Raw genomic sequence first — 24,381 nt, 5'->3', positions numbered from 1 at the left:
GGGCTCCGATGCCGCAGGATCAGTCCTCGTGGCACGCAGACACGTGGTCGCCGTTGACATCGGTGGCACCGAAACCAAGGCGGCGCTGGTCACCGGCACCTCGGACGCAGTGGTGGCGGAGAAGCACGCACGCCGGGCAACGCCGGACGAGCTGGAACCGCTCCTCGACGTGATCACCGAGCTCGTCGGCGAGTTGCGCCGGGCCTCCGAGCACGAGATCGACACCGTTGGCATCGTCGCGCCAGGGATCGTGGACGAGGCCAACGGCGTGGGCGTGTACACCACGAACCTGCCGTGGAGCGAGTTCCCGTTCAGCTCGGTCCTCACCGAACGGCTGGGCATCCCGGTCGCGTTCGGTCACGACGTCCGTGCGGCCGGCCTCGCCGAATGCCGCATGGGTGCCGCGAAGGACCTGCGCAACGCGGTGATCCTGCCGATCGGCACGGGCATCGCCGGTGCGCTGCTGCTCGACGGGGAGATCTTCAGCGGGGACGGCTACGCGGGCGAGATCGGGCACGTGAACGTGGGTCATGGCGTGCCGTGCGCCTGTGGCCAGATCGGCTGCGTGGAGACGGTCGCGTCGTCCGCAGCGATCGCCCGCCGGTACACCGCACGTACCGGCACTCCCGTGAACGGCGCCGCTGAAGTCGCAAGCAGGGTGAAAGACGGGGATCAGGACGCCATCGCGGTGTGGCACGAGGCGGTGGACGCGCTGGCCAGGGGGATCCTGGTGCTGGCGACACTGCTCGGCCCTGAAGCCGTCGTGCTCGGTGGCGGGCTCGCACTGGCAGGAGACCTGCTGGTGGAGCCGTTGCGGGCAAGGCTGGACGGGCTGATCGCCTTCCAGCGCCGACCGGAGCTGCGGCTCGCGGCGCTCGGCGACGAGGCGGGCTTCCTCGGCGCGGCGCTGCTGGCCATCGACATGCTGGAGGCGTGATGAGCACGTGGGGTGGACCTGTCGACGTGACCCTGACCAATGGTCGGGTCGTCACGCCGGGCGGGGTGCTCGAGAACGGGTGGGTCAGCGTCCGGGACGGCCGGATCGCGGCCGTGGGCGAAGGCGCCGCGCCCGAGGGCCCGACGAGCGACGTGGGCGGTGGCACGATCGTGCCGGGGTTCGTGGACATCCACTGCCACGGCGGCGGCGGTGACGCGTTCACCAGCAGCGATCCCGCCAAGGTGCGCAGGGCCGCGGCCGCACACCGCAAGCACGGCACGACGACGTTGCTCGCCTCGCTGGTCTCCCGCCCGGTGCCCGAGCTGGCCGACCAGGTGTCCGCGCTGGCCGAGCTGGTCCAGGAGGGCGTGGTCGCGGGCATCCACATGGAGGGCCCGTTCCTGTCCGCCGCCCGCTGCGGCGCGCACGACCCGGCGATCCTGTGCCCGCCCGAGCAGACCGCGGTCACGAAGCTGCTCGACGCCGGCAAGGGCACCATCCGGATGATCACGATCGCGCCGGAGCTGGAGGGCGCGGTCAACGCCGTGCGCCAGCTCGTGGACAACAACGTCATCGCCGCCATCGGCCACACCGACGCCACCGAGGCGCAGGTCCGCCCGGCCGTCGACGCGGGCGCCTCGGTCGCCACGCACCTGTTCAACGGCATGCGCCCGCTGCACCACCGCGAGCCCGGCCCGATCGGCGCCCTGCTGGACGACGAGCGCGTGACCGTCGAGCTCATCTGCGACCTCGTGCACCTGCACCCGACCGCCGTCCGGCTGGCCGCACGCCACGCGGGGACCGGCAGGACCGTGCTGATCACGGACGCGATCGCGGCCGCAGGCGTCGGTGACGGCGTCTACGACATCGGCGGCCTTGAAGTGCGCGTGGTCGACGGCGTCCCGACGCTCGCCGGCGGCGTCTCCCTGGCCGGCAGCACCCTGACCATGGACATGGCGTTCCGCAACGCCGTCAACTCCTGTGGCCTGTCGCTCGTGGAGGCCGTGTACGCCTCGTCCACGCGTGGCGCCGAGCTGCTCGGACTCGACACCGGCAAGCTGGCGGCAGGGCTCGCTGCGGACATCGTCGTGCTGGATGCAGAATTGAAGCCGAGGGACGTGATGGTCAAGGGCGCATGGGTCAAGGAATAGGTGCATGGCGGACGATCCGGAACGACTGGTGACCGACGCTTTGCGTGCCCAGGCGACCAGCACCAATGCCGGATTTGTCGCACATGTCCCGGCTCCCCCGGAACGTCCTGCCCACCTGTCGCTGTGGTGGGTGCTGGGTCTGGCGCTGCTGTTGGGCCTGGCTGCGGGCACGGTGGCCGCAGTGATCACGCTCAGCTGACCTGTACCGTTGTGGCCGTGACGATTGCCTTGGGACCTGACTGGCTGGACCCCACCGTTCTGCTGAACGGGCTCGGCCCGTACATGCTCATCGGACTCTGCCTGATCATCTTCGCTGAGTGCGGACTGCTCGTCGGTTTCTTCCTGCCCGGCGACTCGCTGCTGTTCACGGCGGGTCTCTTCGTTGCGGCGGGCACCATCGACACCCCGCTCTGGCTCGTCTGCGTGCTGCTGACGGTGTGCGCGTTCGTCGGCAACGTCGCCGGTTACTACATCGGCGTGAAGGCCGGCCCTGCGCTGTTCAGCAAGCCCGAGTCGAAGATCTTCAAGAAGGAGTACGTCGACAAGACGCAGGAGTTCTTCGACAAGTACGGCGCGCGCGCCATCGTCCTCGCCCGCTTCGTGCCTATCGTCCGCACGTTCATCACGGCGATGGCCGGTGTCGGCAAGATGGACCCGAAGAAGTACTTCACGTACTCCGCGATCGGCGGCGTGGCGTGGGCGGCGGGTCTGACGATCCTGGGCTACTTCCTCGGCCAGGTCTCGTTCATCAAGAACAACCTCGAGGTCACGCTGCTCGCCATCGTGTTCCTGTCGATCGTGCCGATCATCATCGAGGTGATCAAGGCGCGCCGGGAGAAGAAGTCGCTCATGCAGGAAGAGGCGGACGACATCACCCAGGTCATGCAGGCTCAGCTCCAGGACGACTCGACCCAGGTCATCCCGCGCGCCGAGCGCTGACCAGCGGCTGAGGCCCGCCTGCTCCGGCAGGCGGGCCTTTTTTGCGGGCTTTCCCGGTTTTTCACCCGGCCTGGAGGCACATCCGCACGCGGTCTTGCGGCGGACCGGCTGTCGGCCCTAGGTTGCTTTGGTCTAAACCACCTGGGTGGAGGCCTGTGATGTCGTTGTTGCGCAAGGGATTGGCGGTCGCACTAGCCGCCCTTTCCGTCTCACTTGGCGTTGTCCCGGCTGCGGAGGCCGGACCGCGCAAGATCGTCGGCGCCTACTACGGCAACTGGTACAGCGCCAGCAAGCCGATCTCGTCGATCCCCACGAACACCCCGGTCACGCACCTGTTCTACGCGTTCGCGTTGATCGAGAACGGCAAGTGCGTGATGCCGGCGGCGACGGCGGCCAAGGACTTCGCGGACATCCGCGACCTGAAGAAGCGCAAGCCGTCGCTGAAGGCCCTGATCTCCCTCGGCGGCTGGGGCGCCGGCGGTTTCTCCGACGCGGCACTGACTCCGGCTTCCCGATCGACGCTGGTCAAGTCCTGTGTGGACCTGTTCTTCACGGACGGCACGTTCGACGGCCTCGACCTCGACTGGGAGTTCCCGGTCTACGGCGGTCCGACGGAGATCAAGGACCGGCCAGAGGACAAGCGCAACATGACGTTGCTGACCAAGGACTTCCGCCGCGCGCTCGGCAAGAAGCTGGTCACCGCCGCGCTGCCGACCGGCCGACTGCAGACCGATGGCCCGTACGACCCCGCGAAGTCGTTCGAGCTGCGCGAGCTGTCGCAGATCATGGACTTCATCAACGTGATGACCTACGACATGGGCACCGGCTTCTCGCCCGTGTCGACGTTCAACGCACCGTTCCGCGAGGTCTCCTCCGACCCGATGCCGCCGGCGGACCGCAGGTGGAACAACGTCGTCGGCGCCATCGACTACTACCAGCGGCACGGCGTCTCGCCGCGCAAGATGGTGCTGGGCACGCCGTTCTACGGCCGCGGCTTCAACGTGAAGACCGAGGGCCCGCAGCACGGCCTCTACCAGGCCTACGACAGCGCGTTCTGGGTCGACGGCTACGAGGAAGCGCTCAAGCTGAAGGCTGCTCCTGGCTGGAAGGAGTACTGGCACCCGGTCGCACAGTCGCCGTGGCTGTACAACGCGGCGGAGAAGAAGTTCGTCTCCTACGAGAACCCGCGGTCGATCGGCCTCCGCGCGGACTTCGCGCGCTCACGCGGGTTGCTCGGCACGTTCATGTGGGAGCTCGGGCACGACGACGCGCAGTACTCGCTGCTGAAGGCGATGGCGCGCTAAAGGATTTGAGTCTGACGTAACGTCAAGGTGTTGGTTGAAGGCATGACTGACACCACTCGACGTGAGGTGCTGGGTTGGCTGGCCGGGCTCGGTGCGGCGGCAGGCATGGGCCTGCTCGCACCGGGCCGGGCCGCCGCTCTCACCTCCGTCACGGCACTGCGCGGCGTCACGCTCGTCGACGCGACCGGCACTCGCTCCAACGCCACGATCGTGCTGGCGGACAACAAGATCCTCGCAGTCGGCTCGTGCGACCTGCCGTTGCCGCGCGGATCGACGGTGCTGGATCTGGCGGGCAAGTTCGTCATCCCCGGCCTGTGGGACATGCACGTGCACGGCGCCTACTCGGAGCGGATCACGCTGCCGTTGTGCCTGGTCAACGGCGTGACCGGGATCCGCGAGATGTGGGGCTTCCCGCCGCTCTACGAGTTGCGCGAACGCATCGCCCGCGGCGAGGTGTTCGGGCCAGAGCTCGTCGTCGGCAGCTCGATCATCGACGGCCCACACTCCACCCTGCCCGGCGCCGTGATCGTCAGCACGCCGGACGAGGGCCGGCAGGCCGTGCGTGACGCCAAGACCCAGGGCGCCGACTTCGTGAAGGTCTACTCGTACCTGGACCGCGCGACGCTCACCGCCATCGCGGACGAGTGCACGCGGCAGGACATCACGTTCGCCGGGCACTGCTCGAACCACGTGGCGCTGGGCGATGCGAGCGATCTGGGGCAGCGCACGTTCGAGCACATGTACGGCCTGCCGCTCGCGACCAGCACGCGGGAAACCGAACTGCGCCAAGCGATTCGGGACCTGCCGCTGGATCCGGCGAACTCGTTCGCGTGGTTCAAGCAGGTGCTGGAGTTCGAACGCCAGGCTGCCGCGTCGCACAGCAGGTCCAAGACCGTTCAGCTCGCGAAACGGTTGCGGCGCAATGGCTCGGCGCTGAGCCCGACGATGGTCGCGATGCGGGTGTACTCGAGTCCGGCGGATCGGTTCGCGAACGATCCGCGGATGAAGTACATGCCTGCGTTCTACCGGGACTTCTGGCGCGACGGCCTGAAGAACTGGGCTCCGGTGACACCGCAGGAGATCCGGCAGCAGGCCGAGTTCTTCAAGCGCCGCATGGAACAGGTCGCCGAGATGCACTCGCACGGCGTCGAGGTCCTGCTCGGCACGGACGCGGGCAACCCGTACGTGTTCTCCGGCTTCTCGGTGCACGACGAGCTGGAGTTGTTGGTCGAGGCCGGGCTGTCACCTCGGGCGGCGCTGAAGGCCGGTACGCGAGGCGCCGCGCTCACTGCGGGTGCCAAGGCCAACCTCGTGGTGCTGGACGGCAACCCGTTGGCCGACATCCGCAACACGCAGCGGATCCACGCGGTGCTTACTCGGGGCAGGGTGCTCGGGCCCGCGGAACGGACGAAGATGCTCGCGGATGTGGAGAAGGCCGCTCAGGAGCCATTTCCCACTGTTCAGCGGGCGTGCTGCTAGAGGCTGAACATCGAACCGGGGTTGAACAGGTTCTCCGGGTCCAGCGCGCGTTTGATCTCGCGGTGGACCCGGAGACCGACCGGCCCGATCTCCTTGGCCAGCCACTCACGCTTGATCTTGCCGATGCCGTGCTCACCGGTGACCGTGCCCCCAAGCGCCAGCCCGACGGCGAGGATGTCGTCGAACGCCTTCTGGGCGCGGGCGAACTCGTCCTCCGACGCCGGGTTGTAGACGATCGTGGGGTGCATGTTGCCGTCGCCCGCGTGGCCGACGACGGCAATCTTGAGGCCGACCTCCGCCGCGATGTCCTCGCAGCCCTGGATGAGCTCGGCGATGCGGGTGCGCGGCACGCACACGTCGTCGGTCAGCCAGGAGCCGTAGACCTCCAGCGCGGTCAGCACAGCCCGGCGGGCCGTGAGCAGGTCGCGGCCTTCGTTCACGTCGTCGGTCGCGTAGACGAGGTCGGCCTCGGCGCAGATCGTCTCGATCTGCTGCAGTTCGTGGCGGGCCTGCTCGCCGCCCGCGTCGGACTGGCAGATCAGCAGGGCCGCGCAGCCTGGACCCGCACCGAGTTCGGTCTTGAGGTACTGCTCGACGGCCTCGATCGAGGTCCGGTCCATGATCTCCATCAGCGACGGCACCAGGCCCTCGCGGACGATCCGGCTGACCGCGGCACCGGCCGTCGCGGTGCTGCTGAACGCGGCCACCAGCGTGGCGGGTGCCTGCGGGAGCGGCTTCAGGGCCAGGGTGGCCTTGGTGATCACGCCCAGCGTGCCCTCAGAGCCGATGAAGAGCTTGGTCAGGTCGTAGCCCGCGACGCCCTTGACCGTGCGGCGGCCGGTCTTCAGCAGCTCGCCGTCGGCCAGGACGACCTCCAGCCCCAGCACGGAGTCGGTGGTCACGCCGTACTTCACGCAGCACAGGCCGCCCGCGTTGGTGGAGAGGTTGCCGCCGATCGTGCACCAGTCGTAGCTGCTCGGATCCGGTGGGTAGAACAGGCCGTCCTTCTCCACCGCGCCGCGCAGGTCGAGGTTGATCACGCCCGGTTCGACGACGGCGAGACGGTTGTCGGCGTCGATCTCCACGATCGCGTCCATTTTGGTCGTCACGAGCACCACGCAGCCGTCGATGGCGTTCGCGGCACCGGAAAGGCCGCTGCCCGCCCCGCGCGGCACGATCGGGACGCGGTGGCGGGCGCAGGCCCTCACCGTGGCCTGGACCTGCTCGGTGTCCAGCGGGAACACCACTGCCAACGGGCTGCCGTGCGGCGCCAGCGGCATCATGTCGCGCTGATAGCCGGCCGTGACATCGGCGTCGGTCACCACGCCCTGGTCACCCAGCGCCGCGCGGAGTTCGGCGAGCAGCGTCTCCATGTGTCCCACGCTAGTCCGACTCGACTGGTTCACTCGAAAGTGATCTCGAACGAAGGGAGTTCACGAGGTGACTGTGTGTGCTCAACCCAGATTTCGTCGACCCGTTAGACCGATGTCGCCGTGCCGGCGGCACACCACAACGTAGGCTGGCTCACCGTGGCGCATGCTTTCGCCTCGTTGGAGACCGCAGGTCCGGTGGCCGTGTGGCTGATCGTGCTGAGCTTCATCTTCTTCGAGTGCGCGTTCATCTTCGGGCTGTTCCTGCCCGGTGACTCGCTGCTGTTCGCCGCCGGCGTGGTGCTGGCGCAGCACAACAGCGAGTTCTCGGCGTGGGCACTGTCCGGTGTGGCGCTGATCGTGGCCGTTGTCGGCAACCAGGTCGGGTACTACATCGGCCGGCACACCGGCACCCGCGTGCTCGCACGCAAGGGTGGCAAGGTGCTGAACCGGAAGAACCTGACGCGCGCGGGTGATTTCCTCGACCGGCGCGGGTTCTGGGCTGTCGTGCTCGCCCGCTGGTTGCCGTGGATCCGCACGCTGGCGCCGATGATCGCCGGTGCCGCGCGGATGGACATCCGCCGTTTCACGCTGGCCACCACCATCGGGGCCATCGCGTGGGTGCCGACGCTGGTGCTGGCCGGGTACTACGGCGCGGGCGTGCTGCAGGAACTTCCCTGGCTGGAGACGGCGGCGCTGGTCATCAGTGTGGCGTTCTTCCTCGGTGGCACGGGCTGGGGCATCTGGCGCTATCGCCAAGAGATGCAGAAGCCCGTCGACGAGACCAGCGACGACCTGGAACACCTGAGCGAGCACCACGCGCGCTGAAAATCTGCCACCCTGGCCTTTCCGCAAAGGCAAGGGGAGGCCTGTCATGCGATTTTCAGGCGCATTAGTCGGCTTAATTGCACTGTTCGGCGCAGTAACACCGGCACAAGCACAAGCGATGCCGCAATGCGGTGACACCCTGAGACAAAGCGTCAAGTTGACAGCCGATCTGGAATGTTCCGGAACGGCCGGCCTCACCATTGGGGCAAACGGGGTGACGATCAACCTCAACGGACACACGGTGAGTGGTTCTCCTGTGCTCACCATGACGAACGTCGACGGCACGACGATCCGCAACGGCACGGTGGCCGGCATCAACATCGTCGCCGAGAACGCGACCAACACCAGGTTCATCGACGCGACCGTCGGCAACAGGAACGGGACCTACCTGTGGAACGGCACGACGTCCGTGACGTTCCTGCGCAGCAAGATCGACGCGTGGCGGCTCTTCTGCGGCGCACGCTGCCACCTGCTGCGCAGCACGTTCACCTTGAACCAGATCGGCGCTGATCACCTCATCATCCAGGGCGACCAGGGCACGACGAACGGCATCAACTTCATCGGCGGCACCATCACCGAGATCATCGACACCAGGCTGAACCCGTTGCGGGTCGGCGCGTCCGAGCGACTCACCATCCGCGACAGCGAACTGGACCACTTCGACGTGTACGCACCCGGCCGGCTGGAACTCCTGCGCAACACGTTCAGCGGCGGTCCCTGGATCGGCGTCCACGAACTCGGCAGCGGCATCATCCGCGGCAACCGGTTCGAGAACATGCGCTTCGCAGGTCTGTTCGTCGACGTGAAACAACCACTCACCGGGCCCGCCGTGATCGACCGCAACACCTTCGCCGGAAACGTCGAGGACGGACTGCGCGTCAACGTCCCCATCCCACTCGACATCACCGTGCGGAAGAACGTCAGCGAGAACAACGGTCAGTACGGGATGTGGGCGACCGCAGGAACCGTCAAAGACGGCGGCGGCAACGTTTCCAACAACGACGCGCTCGGTTGTTTCAGCATCGTCTGCAGCTAAAGCACCTCGGTGATCAGCAGATCCGCTGATCCCTTGGACGAGTTGACCATCAACGCGTTGACGTGGTCCGTGCCGTGCAGCACGCGTTCCTCCGCCTCCGACAAGGTCCGCCCGTACCGCAAGTGGCGGTCGATCAGGCGCTGCACGCGCACGTCCTCGTCGATGAACAGGAACCACGCCTCGTCGAGGATGATCCGGACGCGTTTCCACTTGTCGTAGTTGAGCAGCAGGTAGTTGCCCTCGGTCACGACCAGCGGCACGTCCGGGTGCACCGGCACCGCGCAGGCGACCGGCTCCTCGATCTCGCGGCGGAACTCCGGCGCGTAGATCATGTCCGGCCCGCACGCCTTGATCCGGCCGAGCAGGTCGACGTAGCCGGGGATGTCGAACGTGTCCGGCGCGCCCTTGCGTTCGACCAGCCGAAGCCGTTCCAGCTCGCGTTGTGCGAGGTGGAAGCCGTCCATCTCGACGAGCACGGCCTGACCGTCGAGCGCCTCGACGATCCTGCGCGCGAGTGTCGACTTGCCGGAACCCGGTGCGCCGCCGATCCCGAGGATCTTGCGCTCGCCCAGATCGGTGAGCGCTCGGGCCCGCTCTAGCAGCTCCTCGAACTTGACCTGCTGTCCTGCCACCGTGCCAGCCTTTCAACCCAGTCCCCGACCGCAGCGACGCGCACGGCGGCCGCCTCCGACGCGAAGCCGATGGCCGCGACCGGGTCCGCACCTGACGCCAGCGCGTAGGCGTACGCGCCGTGCCAGACGTCCCCGGCACCGTTCGTGTCCTTCACCTCCACCGCCGGCACGGGCTGCTCTCCGGTCGAGCCGTCGCGGGACCAGGTCACCGGCGCCGCACCGTGCGTGCGTATCACCAGCGGCACCCCGTAGGAGTGCACCTCGGCCTCCGACCGCTCGAACCCCGAAGCGCAGGCGGCCACGTCGACCAGCGGCAACAGGTGATCGAGGACAGGTTTCCAGCTCCCGGCGTCGAGCACCACAGGCAATCCCAGCGCGTTCGCCGCGCGGGCGACCGGGAGCACCAGGCCGTCGTGGTGACCGTCCACCAGCACGACGTCGACGCCGTCGAGCAGGCCGTCGAGGTCCGGCGCGGTGACCGGCACCGACGCGTTGCGGGAGACGACGGTGCGTTCTCCGTCGCCGTCACGGACGACGACCATGCTGACCGGCGTGGTTCCCGGCACGGCGGTGACGACCACCGGCGCCAGGGACGCCCGCACGAATTCACCCAGAGCGTCCGCACCCAACGCGGTGAGCAGCGACGACGATCCGCCGAGTGCGGCAACGGCACGGGCCGCGTTGGCCGCGGGACCACCCGGTGACAGGACGGCGTCGAGCGACCTGACCTTGTGGCCGGGTTCTGGGAAAACGTCCACCCGCTGAGTCACGTCGAGAGTTGTCAGCCCGACACACAGCACGGCTGCCATCTGGGCTTCCTCCAAACGGGTAAGGTCCCGGCCATGGTCACCATGCGGGATGTCGCGGCTCTCGCGGGGGTCTCCATCACCACGGTGTCACACGTGATCAACGAGACCAGGCCGGTCGCGGGAGACACGCGAGAGCGGGTCCAGAAGGCGATCGACGAAACCGGGTACACGGGTGACGCCATCGCGCGATCGCTGGTCATGGGCGGCACGAAGTCGCTGGGCCTCGCGGTGTCGCTGGTCTCCCACCCGTACTTCGCCGAGCTGATCGCCGCCATCGAGTCCGAAGCGACGAGATGCGGCTACTCGCTCGTGCTGATCGACACCAGGGACACCCCCGAATCCGAGCAGACAGCGGTCAGAATGCTGCGCTCACGACGGGTCGACGGACTGCTCCTGACACCCTCGGCCGGCGGCGGGAGCCTGGTGCTCCCTGAGCTCAAGCGGCTGGGCATCCCGACCGTGCTGGTGGACCGGCTCACCATGGCCAAGGACATCGACCAGGTCGGGCCGGAGAACGTGCAGGCCACCTCGGGCCTGGTCCGGCACCTCGCCGAACTGGGGCACCGGCGGATCGGCATCCTCTGCGGCAAGACGGGCGTGGCCACCACGGAGGAACGCATCCTCGGCTACCGGCTCGGCCTCGGCCGCGCGGGCCTGAAGTGGGACGAGGCACTGGTGTCGCAGGCCGGCTGGCTCGCGCCGCTGCTCGACCAGGACGACCCGGCGACCGCGGTCGTGGCCGCGGACCACCTCGTCACGATCGGCATGCTGCACGAGGCCCGCGCCCGCGGCCTGAAGCTCGGCACCGACCTGGCCGTCGTGTCCTACGACGAGGTCGAGTGGGCGACGTTGATCGAACCGCCGCTGACCACGCTGGCCCAGCCCGTCGAGGAGATCGGCAGGACCGCGGTGAAGCTGCTGCTCTCCCGCATCGCCGACCCGACGAGGCCACCGGAGACCATCCGGCTCGCGCCCTCGCTGATGCACCGGCAGTCCTGCGGATGCTGATCCCCGGCCTCGTCTCGGTGACGTTCCGGCAGCTGTCGGTCGAGGAGATCGGCGAGCTGGCAACGGAATGCGGGCTGCAGGCCGTGGAGTGGGGCGGCGACGTGCACGTACCGCCCGGTGACTTCGCGGCGGCACGGCGTGCGCTGGACACCGGCCTGAAGGTGGCGGCGTACGGGTCGTACTACCGCGCGGGCGTGTCCGATCGCGGTGACCTGGCGGCGATCCTGGAGACCGCCGCCGAACTGGACGCGCCGCTGGTCCGGGTGTGGGCGGGAACCGCGGGATCGGCCGAGTGTCCCGATCGCGGGCCGGTGGTGGAGGCGTTGCAGCACGCCGTCGAGCACGCCGAGGCGATGGGCACGCGGATCGCGCTGGAGTACCACGGCAACACGTTGACGGACACGCTGGACTCCACCGTCCAACTGCTCGAAGAGGTCGAGGGCGTCGTGTCGTACTGGCAGCCACGCGGAGGCCAGGACGTGTTCTCCGCGGTGCACGAGGTGCGCACGCTGGAACCGGTGACGGCGCACGTCTTCTCCTGGGGGCCGGGCGGCTTCAAGGATCGGCTGCCGCTCGCCGCGCGCCGCGACATGTGGAGGCCGGTGCTGACCGAACTCGCGCGTGACGGCATCGAGCGCAACGCGTTGCTTGAGTTCGTGCTCGACGACTCGCCCGAGCAGTTCCGCGAGGACGCCAAGTCGTTGCTGAGCTACCTCAAGCCCCAGTGACGTTCAGGCCGTGCCGTTCGAGCAGGGCCGCCGACTCGAGGCACATCCAGCCACCGAGCTGAACGGACAGGTCGCGTCCTTCCCGCTCGTCCGCCGGGATCGTCCACTCCGGACCGAACAACGGGCCGCTCACCGCACTCACTCGGTTGAGCCACGCCGCTTCCGCTGACTGGATCACGAGTTCCCTGGCGAGATCGGCCGTCTCGTGCCGGGCGGGGTCGAGCTCGGGGATCGTGAGCACGGCCTGGGCCAGGTAGCGCGTGAGGATGCCGGCGAACAGGCCGCCGTCACCGCCGCCCTGCCCCCTGATGACACCGTTGGTGGCCAGGTCGTCGTGCACCGCGGTGATCGTGCGCGCTGCCCGGTCGAGCCACTTCTCCTGCTGGCCGTGCTTCGCCAGTTCGACGCACGCGCCGATAAGCACGCCCTGGCAGTAGGTGTAGATGTTCTTCTCGACCTCGCGGACCTCGCCCGTCGGGTGGACGTGCAGGCCGTCCCACGCGAGACCGCTGGCGGGGTCGACGAGGTTGTCCTCCACCCAGTCCACAATGGATCGCGCGCGGGCGAGATCGGTGCGGTCGTTCTGCCGGGCGAGGAAGATCGCGGCCGGGCCGTTGGCCGGCACGTTCTTGAAGTCGTCGTTGCGCTTCCACCAGATGCCGCCGCCGGCGTGGTCGGTCCAGGCGTCCCGCAGCCGCTCCGCGATGGCGTCCAGCGCCTTGGGTTTGGCGATGCCGAGCTCGTGCTGGGCGCGCTGCAGGGCGAGCCCGAGCCACGCGATGTCGTCGTAGAAGTCGTTGGTCCAGCCGAGGACGTTGCGCACCCGGATGCCCCGCACGACCTTGGTGATGGCCGCCTTGCGCAGCACGCTCGGCGAACGCTGGTAGCCGTCGATCATGCAGTCGAGCAGGTGCGCCTGCCACCAGTAGTTGAAGCTCGTGTGGAGCTTGTCCCGCAGCAGCGGGGGCCACGCCCGCGCCCCGAGCAGAGTGCCCGGCACACCCCAAACACGTCGCAAGTGCCTCGAGTACACCGCCCGCTCGGCGACACCGGCCCGCGCCGCCAGCAGTTTCGCGATCACCACTGCGCCATCGTGCGGGCTTGATCGGTCAAGAAGCTCGGTGAATCGCCCAGTGGTACAGGCCCATGGCCACAGAAGTTGTCAGGTTGTAACTGCTGACCCTGTCCCGCATGGGGAGTCGGACGATCCTGGCGGCCTTCGCGCGGACCTCCGGGGAGAGGCCGTGGCGTTCCGAACCGAACGCCAGCACGGCGTTGTCGGGGATCGGGCCGGTGAGGAGATCGCCGTCGGCGTCGAACGCGATCAGCTCACCGGCGAAGTCCAGGGTCTCGGTCTTCGCGACCGGGAGCGCGAAGTGCAGGCCCGCGGATCCCCTGATGACGTTGGGGTGCCACGGGTCCACGTCACCGGTGGAGAGCACGCCGCCCGCGTCCAGGCCGGCCGCCACCCGGATGGCGGCGCCGAAGTTGCCGAGGTTGCGGGGGTTGTCGAGCAGGACGATCGGGGCGTTGCGGTCGAACGGCAGGTCCGGCTGCTCCGCGAACCCCGCCACACCGGTGGGGTGCATGCGCCCGGCCCGGATCTTGAAGGCCGCCTGGTCGACCTCGGTCGCGGCCGCGAACTGCTCGCGCAGGTCGGGGGCGTGCGTCTCGGCGAGGCTGATCGCGGCGGCGAGATCCGTCGTGATCAACGGGTGCACGTGGGCGCCGAAGCGCAACGCGTGCTTAACAGCGTGAAAGCCTTCGAGCAGCACGGCTGCCAGCATAGAAGCCGACCCACGAGACGATCACGATCGACCCGAGCACGAGTTGCACGAACATCGACGCGCTCTCGGGGTACCAGACGCCGTCGATGTAGTGGTCGATGAACCCGGTGCCCAGCGACGGCAGCCCGGCCTGCGCGCGGAAGAACTCCTCCGCGGACGTGAGCGGGCACGTCACCGGCACCAGCAGACTGAGGATCGCCCACGCACCGATCGCCAGGTGCGGGTAGATGACACCGCGCCACCGCCATGCGAAGAACCCGCCCACGAGCAGGAACGCCAGCACGGCGAAGTGCAGCATCATGACCGCTTCGGCGAAGAACCTGGCCATTCGCACCACCCCGTCCTCCAGACTAGGACGGGGTGGCTCGAAGCGCTCTCGATAAAACCTTCAGGCGTCAGGCAAGACCGAGGTCGTTCAGGTCCAACAGGTACCGGTACTGCAGACCTTCGGCCTCGATGGCCTCCTTGGCACCCGTGCCGCGGTCGACGACCGTCGCGACACCGACGATCTCCGCACCGTGCTCGCGCAACGCCGTGACGGCCGTCAGCACCGAACCGCCGGTGGTGGAGGTGTCCTCGACGGCGAGCACGCGCTGGCCGCGCACGTCGATGCCCTCGATCTGCCGCTGCATGCCGTGGGCCTTGCTGGCCTTGCGCACCACGAACGCGTCGAGCACGTCACCGGAGATCGCGGCGGAGTGCATCATCGCGTAGGCGACGGGGTCGGCCCCCAGCGTGAGACCGCCCACAGCGACGAAGTCCCAGTCGCTGGTGAGCTGCCGCAGCAGCTTGCCGATCAACGGTGCCGCGGCGTGGTGCAGCGTGGCTCGCCGCAGGTCGACGTAGTAGTCAGCTTCCTTGCCACTAGAGAGAGTTACCTTGCCGTGCACGACGGCCAATTCGCTCACCAGACGAGCGAGTTCAGACTTCGCGTTCGCGTCCAAGACCACTTCAGTTCGCACGGGTCGTGAGCTTCGCACACCGGCGCGGCGGGCGCCGCATACCCTTCGTCACTGCTCAGGTCCGGCCGCGTCCACCGGCGAACCGCGACGCCATCTTGCGCACCACTGCCCGCGGCAACACCCTCGTCAGGGTCACGATCGCCTTGTACTGGGCGCCGGGGATCGACAGCACCTTGCCGCGGCGCAGGTCGCGCAGGGCTTCGTGGACCAGCCGGTCGGCGTCGACGTAGAGCCAGTCCGGCGTCTTCGACATGTCGATCTTCGCGCGCTTGTGGAACTCCGTCTTCACGAAGCCGGGGCACAGCGCCATGATCCGCACGCCAGACCGTCCAACCGCGAGAGACATGCCCTCGGAGAACGCCGTCACCCACGCCTTGTCTGCGCTGTAGCTGGTGCCGCGGCCCGGCAGGAAGCTGGCGACGCTGGACACGTTGATCACGTCGCCCTTGCCGCGGGAGATCATGGCGGGGATCGCGGCCCGGCACAGGCGCAGCACCGTGGCGACGTTGACGTCCAGCTGGGCCTGCAGCTTCTCCACGTCGGCCGCGAAGAACTCGCCGGTGTTCGCGAAGCCGGCGTTGTTGACCAGGAGGTCGACCGGCGACTCCGCGAGGCGCGCCTCGACCTTGGCGCGGTCACCGTGGTCGCTGAGATCGGCCGGCAGGACGTCGACGTGCACGCCGTGGCGGTCGTGCAGCTGCTGCGCGAGTTCCTCCAGCGCGGACGCGGTGCGCGCGACCAGCACGAGGTCATACCCCTCGGCGGCGAGCCGGCGGGCGAAGGCGGCTCCGATCCCGACGGTCGATCCGGTCACCAGTGCGATAGGCATGCCACCGCACGTTAGTCCTTGAACCGCCGGGTTCGAAGCGCGCCGATGATCACGCTTCGCGCTTGGCAGGGCGTCGAAGCACGAGCAGGCGCAGCGCGAGGCCGGACACGACCAGTGCTACGCCGCCGAACAGCAACCACCCGACTGACGCACCCGTGTTGGCGAGCGTCACCACAGACGCCGTACCCGCGACGGCTACAGGTGGCACAACCTTCACTCCGTACATCGTGCTTCCCTCCGGGGGAGTGGGGACGCGACGACTTACGCACGGAGTATCTGCATCGACACGGAATGTTTTACACGGAGAAAAGTGTGACCTAGGTCACGTCGACTTTGGTTACGGCTGCTTGCGACCGAACGACGGCCGGTAGACCTCGCCACCTTCTTCGTCCGCGGCGTCCTCGGCGGGTTCCGCCTCGGAAGGATCCGGGTCGAAAGGATCGATGACGTCGGCGAGCTCACCGATGTCGCGCAGCAGCCGCTCGAGGCGCGCGGGCGACGAGTTCGGCGGCGCGGCGGCGAGCACCCAGTCGTTCTCCAGCCAGACGACCGTGACGTCGCCACCGATCTCCTCGGCGGCGTCGATCAGGTCCGGCGTGATGATCTTGCGGGCGGGCGGGACGTCCGTGACGAACGCGTACCGCGAGCCGACCGGCCCCAGCAGGTCCGGCATCGGCATCTTGTCGTTGTCGCGCTGGAACGGCACCGTCGAGAGCCACAGCTCGATCACCACCGACAACGCCCGGCGGCAGCGCACGCCGACCAGCACCGAGTTGACCTTGCCGCCGGTCTCGTGGTCGAGCACGTAGACCTGGCGCCGTCCGTCCGCGGTGAAGGTCGAGCCCGCGACGACGTCACGCGCGATCCCAGTGCCGTAGTAGGCGATGGCACCCGCTTCCCAGCGTGTCGGCAGGACGTGGTCTGTCTCTTCGAACTGCCAGCCACGCAGAGCAGCCCAACGGCGGCGCTCACGATTGCGCGCGGTTCGTTGCGCCCGGTCGGTCGCGAGCAGGGCGAACCCCGCCACACCCGCCACCGCGGCGACGGTGAACCAGACCCACACCGGTATGTCCACAGCTGAAGCGTAGTGGGTCCGCCCTCGGGAACGAAGATCACTTCCGCGCGTCGGTGCTAGTTCGCGAGTTACCCGGCGGTTCGGGCCCCCACCTCGGCACGACGACTACCTGGGCCGCGTCCTCGTACATGACGTGGTCCAGGTAGTCGGACTCCATCCAGCGGCGCCGCGGGCTCAGGCCGCGCGGCCCACGATCAGCCCCGAGTTGTCGTCCAGCACGTCCACGCGCACGGTGTCGCCGTCCCGCACCTCGCCGGCCAGCAGCTCCTTCGCCAGCTGGTCACCGATCGCCGACTGCACCAGCCGCCGCAGCGGCCGGGCCCCGTACACCGGATCGAAGCCGTTCAGGGCCAACCAGTCGCGGGCCGACGCCGTGACGTCCAGGGTCAGCCGCCGAGCCGCCAGGCGGTCGGCCAGGCGGGTGATCTGGATGTCCACAATGGAGGTCAGTTCCTCGGTGGCGAGCGCGTGGAACACCACGATGTCGTCGAGCCGGTTCAGGAACTCCGGCTTGAAGTGCCGCTGCACCACCGCCAACACGGCGTCCTTGCGTTCCATCTCCGTCAGCGACGGGTTGGCGATCGCGGTGGAACCCAGGTTCGAGGTCAGCACCAGGATCGTGTTGCGGAAGTCGACGGTGCGGCCCTGACCGTCCGTCAGACGACCGTCGTCGAGGACCTGCAGCAGCACGTCGAACACGTCCGGGTGCGCCTTCTCGACCTCGTCGAGCAGTACGACCGAGTACGGGCGGCGGCGGACCGACTCGGTGAGCTGGCCGCCCTGGTCGTAGCCGACGTAGCCGGGAGGCGCACCGACCAGGCGGGCCACCGAGTGCTTCTCGGAGTACTCGCTCATGTCGATGCGGATCATCGCGCGCTCGTCGTCGAACAGGAACGCCGCCAGCGCCTTGCCCAGCTCCGTCTTGCCCACGCCGGTGGGGCCGAGGAACAGGAACGAGCCCGTCGGGCGGTCCGGGTCGGCGACGCCGGCCCGTGTCCGGCGCACCGCGTCCGAGACGACCCGCACGGCCTCGCCCTGGCCGACGACACGGCGGCCGAGCTCGTCCTCCATCCGGAGCAGCTTCGCGGTCTCACCTTCCAGCAGCCGACCGGCGGGGATGCCGGTCCACGCCGAGACGACGTCCGCGACGTCGTCGGGCCCGACCTCTTCCTTGAGCATCGCATCGTCCTGGGTGGACTCGGCGGCCGTCTCGAGTTCCTTCTCCAGCGCGGGAATCCGGCCGTAGCGCAGCTCAGCGGCACGGCCGAGGTCGCCGTCGCGCTCAGCGCGTTCCGACTCACCGCGCAACGACTCCAGCTGCTCCTTCAGCGTCCGGACCCGGTCGATGGAGCCCTTCTCGTTCTGCCACCGGGCGGTCAGCGCGGACAACGTCTCGCGCTTCTCCGCCAGCTCGGCGCGCAGCGCGTGCAGCCGTGCGATCGAGGCCGCGTCCGACTCCTTCGCCAGCGCCATCTCCTCGATCTCCAACCGGCGCACGGCACGCTCGACGGTGTCGATCTCGACGGGCCGCGAGTCGATCTCCATGCGCAGCCGGGACGCGGCCTCGTCGACGAGGTCGATCGCCTTGTCCGGCAGGAAACGCGCGGTGATGTACCGGTCGGAAAGCGTTGCGGCGGCGACCAGAGCGGCGTCCGTGATGCGCACACCGTGGTGCACCTCGTAGCGCTCCTTGAGTCCCCGCAGGATGCCGACGGTGTCCTCCACCGACGGCTCACCGACCAGCACCTGCTGGAAGCGGCGCTCCAGCGCGGCGTCCTTCTCGATGTGCTCGCGGTACTCGTCCAGCGTCGTCGCGCCGACCATGCGCAGCTCACCGCGGGCGAGCATCGGCTTGATCATGTTGCCGGCGTCCATGGCCGACTCACCGGTCGCACCCGCGCCGACGATCGTGTGCAGCTCGTCGATGAACGTGATGACCTGACCGGCCGAGTCGGTGATCTCCTTCAGAACGGCCTTCAGCCGCTCCTCGAACTCACCGCGGTACTTGGCACCCGCGACCATCGAGCCGAGGTCCAGCGACACGACCCGCTTGCCGCGCAACGACTCCGGCACGTCACCGGCCACCACGCGCTGCGCAAGACCCTCGACGATCGCCGTCTTGCCCACGCCGGGCTCGCCGATCAGCACCGGGTTGTTCTTGGTGCGCCGCGACAGCACCTGCACGACCCGGCGGATCTCGGCATCACGGCCGATCACCGGGTCGAGCTCGCCCTTGCGGGCACGTTCGGTCAGGTCGACGCCGTACTTCTCCAGCGCCTTGTAGGTGCCCTCCGGGTCCGCCGACGTCACCCGCGCCGACCCTCGCACCTTCGTGAAGGCCTCGGTCAACGCGTCGGGCGTCGCCCCGTGCTTGCGCAACAGGTCGGCGACCTGCCCACCGTGCTGCGCCAGCCCGACGAGCAGGTGCTCGGTGGACACGTACTCGTCACCCATCTCGGTGGCGAGCTCCTGCGCCTTGCTGAGCACCCGCACGGCGTCACGCGAGAGCTGCGGAGCGGAGACCGTCGTGCCCGACGCACTGGGCAGCGCACGGGAGAGCTGCTCGAGCTCCTTGCGCACCAGCGTCGGGTCAGCACCCACCGCCGAGAGCAACGGCGCGGTCAACCCGTCCGTCTGCGCCAGCAGCGCACTGAGCAGGTGCACGGACCCCACGTCCGGGTTCCCGTTGAGCGTCGCGGCCTGCACCGCAGCAGAAACCGCCTGCTGTGTCTTCGTCGTCGGGTTGAAAGCGTCCATTCCTCCACCTCGTGGTCAGCCTTCAGCATGGCCCATCATCCCGCACAACGTCAGAAAAGTTGAGTCTGTTCCGCTCAACTACGAGAACGGCCTCACTTCACACACGTCTGTCCGAAATTCGGGCGGCGGTTCGAGCCGGCTAGGCCAAGATCGGCGCCATGACCTCAATCATCCACAACGTCACCGTCGACTGCCGCGACTCGTACAAGATCGCGTCGTGGTGGGGCCAAGTCCTGGGCCTGCCACTGGACCCGGAGGACAACCCAGGCGACCCGGAGTGCCTGATCAACCTGCCGAACGGCATCCGCTACCTCTTCATCGAGGTCCCAGAGGACAAGTCGGTCAAAAACCGCCTGCACATCTGCCTACAACCCTCAGACGCCACCCGCGACGAGGAGGTAGAGCGCCTGCAAGGCATCGGCGCGACGATCTACGACGATCAGCGCAGGCCGGACGGCACCGGCTGGGTCACGATGCGCGACCCAGAGGGCAACGAGTTCTGCGTTGAACGCAGCGCAGCGGAACGCGCCGCAACCTCCTGATCACCGTCACCCACTCGTACCAACAGCTTGTCCACAGCGGGCACCGAGTTATCCACAATCCGCTGTTCAGTATCCACAGGTGAATCAAGTTCAGTGGCGACCGTCTGTGCACCAGAAGCCGTTGGGGTGACATCCACGGAGTCCCGCAGCGGCTGCTCCTTGATCAGCAGCACCGCGATCACCGTGAAGACCGCGAGACCAGCGGCGATGAGGAACAACTGGCCCATCGCATCGCCGTAAGAGTCCCGCACAACTGGGGAGAGGGACCCACGGTCGAGTGTCTTAGTGCTCACGTGGGCGGCAAGCACCGCCCCAAGCACCGAGACGCCGGCCGTCCCCCCAAGCGATCGCAGGAACGTGGCAGTAGAACTGGCCGCCCCAAGATCAGCCATGCCAACGCCGTTCTGCACGGCCAGCACCAAATTCTGCATGGTCAGCCCCACCCCAACGCCAACCAGCAGCAAATACGCACTCATCAGCACAAGGTTCGTCCGATGGTCGATCGTGCCGAGCAACGCCAGCCCGATGACCAGCGAGAACGCCCCCCAGACCAGGTAGCTCTTCCACCGCCCGCTCCGAGCGATCAACTGCCCGCTGACCGTGCTGGACACCGCCAGCCCCAGCACCAACGGCACAGTGAGCAGCCCAGCCTTGGTAGGCGAAAACCCCCGCGCAATCTGGAAGTACTGCCCCATGAACACAGACGCGCCGAACATCGCCGTACCAACCGCAATGCCACCAAGCATCGCCAGCAAGACCGTCCGGTTGCGGAACAGGTGCAACGGAATAACCGGAGCGGACGCCCGCCGCTCCACAAAGAACGCCGTGACCAGCGCAAACAGCGCACCGCCAACAAACAGCGCGCTCTCCTTGCTGAACCAGGCGAAGTCCTTACCCGCGAACGACACCCACATCAACACGAGGCTGACCCCACCGGTGATGAGCGTGGCCCCGAGATAGTCGATCTTCACCCGCTGCTTGGTGACCGGCAGGTGCAACGTCTTGTGCAACACGGCCAGCGCAACAAGGGCAAGCGGCACGCAAACGAAGAAGCACCACCGCCAACCAGGCCAGTCGACCAGGAACCCACCGACCAACGGCCCGCCAACGGTGCCCGCGGAGATCACCATGCCGGTGTACCCGCTGTACCGGCCGCGCTCACGCGGACTGAGCAGCGCCCCGACCACGACCTGGCCAAGAGCCTGCACGCCACCCATGCCAAGCCCCTGAACAACCCGGAACGCGATGAGCTGCTCCATGTTCTGACTGAGCCCCGACAGCACAGACCCGATGACGAACAGCACGATGCCGCCCTGAAGCAGCATCTTCTTGTCAAAAAGATCAGCGAGCTTGCCCCACAACGGCGTACTGGCCGTAGACGCGAGCAGCATCGAGGTGATGACCCACGTGTACTGGGTCTGAGTGCCCTTGAGCTCGGCCAGGATCGTCGGAAGAGCGTTGGACACGATCGTCGAGCTGAGGATGGCCACAAGCAGCGCCACCCAGATCCCCGACAGCGCCTCGAGAATCTCCCGATGCGAGCTGGGCCGGTTCAAGCACACCCCTCCAGAAGTTAGTTGATGCTACGCAACTATATCCGGAGATAGTTAGCTAGAGCAACAATTCCCTCTAGCTGACGGATCACACCCAGCGTCCAGCCAGCCGCTAGAGCGCCAATCAACGCAATGCCGCAGGCGAGCCGACGCGACGGCGAAGCCGAGCCGCAGTTGCCCTTCAGTCACACAGACCCGGCGGTGGGGTCCCGTCACGAGTCGCATGGATGCTCTTGCCGCGCCCGAGTAGGGGTGTCAACCGGACACGCTTTTCGTCCGGTTGACACCCCTACTCGGGTGTGGCTGCCTCCCGTGCGACTCGTGACGGGACCCCACCGCCAACGCAAGCACCTACGCAACCGCAAGCCGCCGTAAGCAACAGGCGTGCCATCAACCCGCCCACGGCGCGGACCCCCAGATCAGATTGCCGGGGTCTGGGGCAGAGCCCCAGGTGGAAGCACCCACCAGGAACCCGCCAACTCAACCGGACCACCAAAGCACCCGGAGCGCACCGTCAATCAGCCCTCTGACCAGCCTTAACCCCGAAAAAGTCCCCACCCTTGCGCCGAACGTCGTCCGTCCCCCACGCCCGAACCCGCTCCACCGGCACCATCCGAGGGATGTGCTTCCGACAGTGGATGTAAGCCTCCTCAACCGAAACCACAACCCACCGCTCAACCCGCCGATCCTCAGTGGAGAACTCCTCCAGAGGAGCAATCCGAGCCGCCCCGTTCAAATGCAGCCCGATCAGATCATCAGCGAAGTCCAGCAGAAGCATCCCAACGTGCGGGTTCTCCATGATGTTGCCCAGCGAGGCCATAACCCCGTTCCCCCGATACTCGGGGTAGACCACGGTCCGAGAGTCGACCACCCGCAAAAACCCAGGAGGCCCAGCCCGCAGCGAAGAGTCACAGGCCCCATCAGCATCAGCAGTAGAGATGAACGCCATCTCCATCCGCCCAACGAACTCCACCATGACCGGGTTCAGGTGATCGAGTACCTGGTCCTCGTAGAACCTGCTAGCGCGGTCCGACGTCTCCAGGGCACATTGGAGGAAGTGCTCACCCCGAGAACCAGGACGTGACTCAGGACGTGAGCCAGGACGCTCAACACGGTCGGGTGAGGTGGTTTCAGTCAGCTCAGGCAGGGACACGCGCTCCACCGTCGCACGCAAGCACGCAACCCGGTACAGACGAACCCTCACATTCACACTGTTGCGGTAACAACCAGTTGCGTACGGTAATCGGACTTCGCTCGAAGGTGGCATCAAGGAGTCAAACCCACCGATCAGGGGTTACTGTCCACCCTGTCGGGGGACGGATGCTTGACGAGGACGACAGCACCTTGCTGGCGCCAATGAGAACGTGGAGACTGCGCGCGGACCATGACTGCGAACGCTGTGCTGAGCCCCATCCCTACCCCGCCACACCGTGAACCCCCGCCTGGCGTCACCGCGATGGTGCGGATGATCCGGGAGAGCTTCGCGGTGGTGGAACCGCACGCCGAAGAAGTGGCGAAATTCTTCTACGGCATGCTCTTCTCGCTCTCGCCTGCCACACGCGAGATGTTCCCCGCGAACATGGAGGTGCAGCGCAGCCGTCTGCTGCGCGCCCTCGTGCACGTGGTTCAGATGGTCGACCGCCCGGACGACCTGATCCCCTTCCTGCGCCAGCTGGGCCGTGACCACCGCAAGTTCGGTGTCATCAACGTCCACTACGAGGCCGTCGGCACGGCCCTGCTGTCCGCGGTCAAGAAGTTCGCGGGCGCTGCCTGGACGCCGAAGGTCGAGATGGCGTGGGCCGAGGCCTACACGCTGATGGCCCGGGCGATGCAGGAAGCGGCCGACGCGGACAACGGGCCTGCCTACTGGCACGCGACGGTGCTGGAGCACCAGCGGGTGTCGTGGGACCTGGCCGTCGTCCGGCTGCAACCGGACCACCCCGTCGCCTACAAGGCAGGGCAGTACGTCTCGGTCGAGACGCCGCAGCGCAAGAGGCTGTGGCGGTACTACTCGCCGGCGAACGCCCCGCGCGAGGACGGCATCATCGAGTTCCACATCCGGTCCGTCGACGGCGGCTGGGTGTCCCGCTCGGTGGTCGGCCACACCCAGGCCGGCGACACGTGGCGGATCGGACCGCCGATGGGACGTCTCTCGGTCGACCGCACGGCCGGGACGGACATCCTGATGGTGGCCGGTGGCACTGGCGTCGCGCCGATGCACGCGATCATCGACGAGATGGCGCAGTACGGCGAGAACCCGCGTGTGCACCTGTTCTACGGCGGCCGCACCCGCGAAGACCTCTACGACCTGGACAACCTGCAGCGCATCGCGACCACGAACCCGTGGCTCACGGTCGTGCCGGTGCTGGAGTCGGACCCCGGCGTCCGCGGTGTCGAGCAGGGCACCCTGGCCGACGTGGTCACGCGCTACGGAGCGTGGGAGGAGCGCGACGTCCTGGTCTGCGGCAGTCCCGCCATGATCAGGTCGACCGTGTCCCGCATGCTGGTCGCCGGAACTCCGCTCGACCGGATCAAGTACGACCCGTTCACGCTGGACTAGGCTCGGCACGTCCGCGACTGGCGTGCCGAGGGTGGAAACGACCACCGGGAAGCGACTGCCGAGCGCACCGAACGCCTGGGTGCCCGGCACGGAGT

Annotated in this window: 25 protein-coding genes and 1 riboswitch; of the genes, 12 read left to right on the top strand and 13 right to left on the bottom strand. The window is 67.7% G+C overall.

Annotated features, from left to right (window positions below; all coding sequences use genetic code 11):
* The first annotated feature begins 28 nt into the window (after nucleotides 1–28).
* The 6 genes from ACIA8G_RS23585 (at nucleotide 29) to ACIA8G_RS23560 (ending at nucleotide 5,810) form a co-directional block, all read left to right on the top strand.
* Nucleotides 29–937, top strand: a complete 909-nt coding sequence (locus ACIA8G_RS23585; RefSeq protein ID WP_396420808.1) for an ROK family protein — start codon at nucleotides 29–31, stop codon at nucleotides 935–937.
* Nucleotides 937–2,088 carry an N-acetylglucosamine-6-phosphate deacetylase gene (gene nagA / locus ACIA8G_RS23580; protein ID WP_396420807.1) on the top strand — a complete coding sequence of 384 codons (1,152 nt, stop codon included), beginning with the start codon at nucleotides 937–939 and terminating at the stop codon, nucleotides 2,086–2,088. Before ACIA8G_RS23585 ends, nagA begins: the two co-directional genes overlap by 1 nt.
* A 4-nt stretch (nucleotides 2,089–2,092) precedes the next feature.
* Nucleotides 2,093–2,287, top strand: a complete 195-nt coding sequence (locus tag ACIA8G_RS23575; RefSeq protein WP_396420806.1) for a hypothetical protein — start codon at nucleotides 2,093–2,095, stop codon at nucleotides 2,285–2,287.
* Nucleotides 2,288–2,310: 23 nt separating this feature from the next.
* Complete coding sequence (locus ACIA8G_RS23570) at nucleotides 2,311–3,027, top strand: DedA family protein (protein ID WP_396421262.1); 717 nt, start codon at nucleotides 2,311–2,313, stop codon at nucleotides 3,025–3,027.
* A gap of 158 nt (nucleotides 3,028–3,185) precedes the next feature.
* On the top strand, nucleotides 3,186–4,331 hold the full coding sequence (locus ACIA8G_RS23565) for a glycoside hydrolase family 18 protein (RefSeq protein ID WP_396420805.1): 1,146 nt from the start codon (nucleotides 3,186–3,188) through the stop codon (nucleotides 4,329–4,331).
* Nucleotides 4,332–4,373: 42 nt separating this feature from the next.
* A complete protein-coding gene (locus ACIA8G_RS23560) occupies nucleotides 4,374–5,810 on the top strand; it encodes an amidohydrolase family protein (RefSeq protein WP_396420804.1) in 1,437 nt (478 codons plus the stop codon).
* Here ACIA8G_RS23560 and ACIA8G_RS23555 read toward each other — a convergent pair.
* On the bottom strand, nucleotides 5,807–7,183 hold the full coding sequence (locus ACIA8G_RS23555) for an FAD-binding oxidoreductase (protein ID WP_396420803.1): 1,377 nt from the start codon (nucleotides 7,181–7,183) through the stop codon (nucleotides 5,807–5,809). The two genes, ACIA8G_RS23560 and ACIA8G_RS23555, sit on opposite strands and share 4 nt — an antisense overlap.
* 156 nt (nucleotides 7,184–7,339) lie before the next feature.
* On the opposite strand from ACIA8G_RS23555, the gene ACIA8G_RS23550 reads away from it, so the two are divergent.
* Nucleotides 7,340–8,008 carry a DedA family protein gene (locus ACIA8G_RS23550; protein ID WP_396420802.1) on the top strand — a complete coding sequence of 223 codons (669 nt, stop codon included), beginning with the start codon at nucleotides 7,340–7,342 and terminating at the stop codon, nucleotides 8,006–8,008.
* A 241-nt stretch (nucleotides 8,009–8,249) separates the two neighbouring features.
* Nucleotides 8,250–9,044 (top strand): right-handed parallel beta-helix repeat-containing protein, encoded by a 795-nt coding sequence (locus ACIA8G_RS23545; RefSeq protein WP_396420801.1) that lies wholly within the window; start codon nucleotides 8,250–8,252, stop codon nucleotides 9,042–9,044.
* Here the strand turns inward: ACIA8G_RS23545 and ACIA8G_RS23540 are convergent.
* Nucleotides 9,041–9,676, bottom strand: a complete 636-nt coding sequence (locus ACIA8G_RS23540) for a nucleoside/nucleotide kinase family protein (RefSeq protein WP_396420800.1) — start codon at nucleotides 9,674–9,676, stop codon at nucleotides 9,041–9,043. The genes ACIA8G_RS23545 and ACIA8G_RS23540 overlap by 4 nt on opposite strands.
* Nucleotides 9,640–10,485, bottom strand: coding sequence for a PfkB family carbohydrate kinase (locus tag ACIA8G_RS23535; protein WP_396420799.1), 846 nt, complete (start codon nucleotides 10,483–10,485; stop codon nucleotides 9,640–9,642). Before ACIA8G_RS23535 ends, ACIA8G_RS23540 begins: the two co-directional genes overlap by 37 nt.
* Nucleotides 10,486–10,518: 33 nt before the next feature.
* Here ACIA8G_RS23535 and ACIA8G_RS23530 point away from each other — a divergent pair, with 33 nt between their 5' ends.
* Both ACIA8G_RS23530 and ACIA8G_RS23525 read left to right on the top strand, forming a co-directional pair.
* Complete coding sequence (locus ACIA8G_RS23530; protein WP_396420798.1) at nucleotides 10,519–11,493, top strand: LacI family DNA-binding transcriptional regulator; 975 nt, start codon at nucleotides 10,519–10,521, stop codon at nucleotides 11,491–11,493.
* Nucleotides 11,487–12,221, top strand: a complete 735-nt coding sequence (locus tag ACIA8G_RS23525) for a sugar phosphate isomerase/epimerase family protein (protein ID WP_396420797.1) — start codon at nucleotides 11,487–11,489, stop codon at nucleotides 12,219–12,221. The genes ACIA8G_RS23530 and ACIA8G_RS23525 overlap by 7 nt, the downstream gene beginning before the upstream one ends.
* Here the strand turns inward: ACIA8G_RS23525 and ACIA8G_RS23520 are convergent.
* The 8 genes from ACIA8G_RS23520 to clpB all read right to left on the bottom strand — a co-directional run bounded on the left by ACIA8G_RS23520 (nucleotide 12,208) and on the right by clpB (nucleotide 19,631).
* Nucleotides 12,208–13,305, bottom strand: a complete 1,098-nt coding sequence (locus ACIA8G_RS23520) for a glycoside hydrolase family 76 protein (RefSeq protein WP_396420796.1) — start codon at nucleotides 13,303–13,305, stop codon at nucleotides 12,208–12,210. The genes ACIA8G_RS23525 and ACIA8G_RS23520 overlap by 14 nt on opposite strands.
* Before the next feature lie 25 nt (nucleotides 13,306–13,330).
* On the bottom strand, nucleotides 13,331–13,996 hold the full coding sequence (locus ACIA8G_RS23515) for a TrmH family RNA methyltransferase (protein ID WP_396420795.1): 666 nt from the start codon (nucleotides 13,994–13,996) through the stop codon (nucleotides 13,331–13,333).
* The gene (locus tag ACIA8G_RS23510; protein ID WP_396420794.1) at nucleotides 13,968–14,336 is read right to left on the bottom strand and encodes a DUF2784 domain-containing protein; all 369 of its coding nucleotides are present in this window, start codon (nucleotides 14,334–14,336) and stop codon (nucleotides 13,968–13,970) included. The genes ACIA8G_RS23515 and ACIA8G_RS23510 overlap by 29 nt, the downstream gene beginning before the upstream one ends.
* A 67-nt stretch (nucleotides 14,337–14,403) precedes the next feature.
* Complete coding sequence (pyrE, locus tag ACIA8G_RS23505; protein WP_396421261.1) at nucleotides 14,404–14,958, bottom strand: orotate phosphoribosyltransferase; 555 nt, start codon at nucleotides 14,956–14,958, stop codon at nucleotides 14,404–14,406.
* 67 nt (nucleotides 14,959–15,025) lie between these two features.
* The gene (locus tag ACIA8G_RS23500; RefSeq protein ID WP_396420793.1) at nucleotides 15,026–15,799 is read right to left on the bottom strand and encodes an SDR family NAD(P)-dependent oxidoreductase; all 774 of its coding nucleotides are present in this window, start codon (nucleotides 15,797–15,799) and stop codon (nucleotides 15,026–15,028) included.
* Nucleotides 15,800–15,848: 49 nt separating this feature from the next.
* On the bottom strand, nucleotides 15,849–16,025 hold the full coding sequence (locus ACIA8G_RS23495) for an LPXTG cell wall anchor domain-containing protein (protein ID WP_396420792.1): 177 nt from the start codon (nucleotides 16,023–16,025) through the stop codon (nucleotides 15,849–15,851).
* A gap of 111 nt (nucleotides 16,026–16,136) precedes the next feature.
* Entirely contained in the window at nucleotides 16,137–16,874 is a 738-nt protein-coding gene (locus tag ACIA8G_RS23490) for a hypothetical protein (protein ID WP_396420791.1), read from the bottom strand.
* A 174-nt stretch (nucleotides 16,875–17,048) separates the two neighbouring features.
* Nucleotides 17,049–19,631: an ATP-dependent chaperone ClpB gene (gene clpB / locus ACIA8G_RS23485; protein WP_396420790.1), complete on the bottom strand. Its 2,583-nt coding sequence runs from the start codon at nucleotides 19,629–19,631 to the stop codon at nucleotides 17,049–17,051.
* Nucleotides 19,632–19,789: 158 nt separating this feature from the next.
* Here clpB and ACIA8G_RS23480 point away from each other — a divergent pair, with 158 nt between their 5' ends.
* Nucleotides 19,790–20,173, top strand: a complete 384-nt coding sequence (locus ACIA8G_RS23480) for a VOC family protein (RefSeq protein WP_396420789.1) — start codon at nucleotides 19,790–19,792, stop codon at nucleotides 20,171–20,173.
* Here the strand turns inward: ACIA8G_RS23480 and ACIA8G_RS23475 are convergent.
* Nucleotides 20,071–21,729, bottom strand: coding sequence for an MDR family MFS transporter (locus ACIA8G_RS23475; protein ID WP_396420788.1), 1,659 nt, complete (start codon nucleotides 21,727–21,729; stop codon nucleotides 20,071–20,073). The two genes, ACIA8G_RS23480 and ACIA8G_RS23475, sit on opposite strands and share 103 nt — an antisense overlap.
* Nucleotides 21,730–22,240: 511 nt before the next feature.
* The gene (locus ACIA8G_RS23470; RefSeq protein WP_396420787.1) at nucleotides 22,241–22,702 is read right to left on the bottom strand and encodes a pyridoxamine 5'-phosphate oxidase family protein; all 462 of its coding nucleotides are present in this window, start codon (nucleotides 22,700–22,702) and stop codon (nucleotides 22,241–22,243) included.
* Nucleotides 22,703–23,182: 480 nt separating this feature from the next.
* Here ACIA8G_RS23470 and ACIA8G_RS23465 point away from each other — a divergent pair, with 480 nt between their 5' ends.
* Complete coding sequence (locus tag ACIA8G_RS23465; protein ID WP_396420786.1) at nucleotides 23,183–24,286, top strand: FAD-binding oxidoreductase; 1,104 nt, start codon at nucleotides 23,183–23,185, stop codon at nucleotides 24,284–24,286.
* Between the two features lie 6 nt (nucleotides 24,287–24,292).
* Nucleotides 24,293–24,374, top strand: a riboswitch (ZMP/ZTP riboswitch).
* Nucleotides 24,375–24,381 lie beyond the last annotated feature (7 nt).

It is taken from the genome of Lentzea sp. NPDC051213, assembly GCF_044455585.1.
Taxonomy (GTDB): domain Bacteria; phylum Actinomycetota; class Actinomycetes; order Mycobacteriales; family Pseudonocardiaceae; genus Lentzea.
This window is presented reverse-complemented; position numbering and strand designations above follow the sequence as displayed.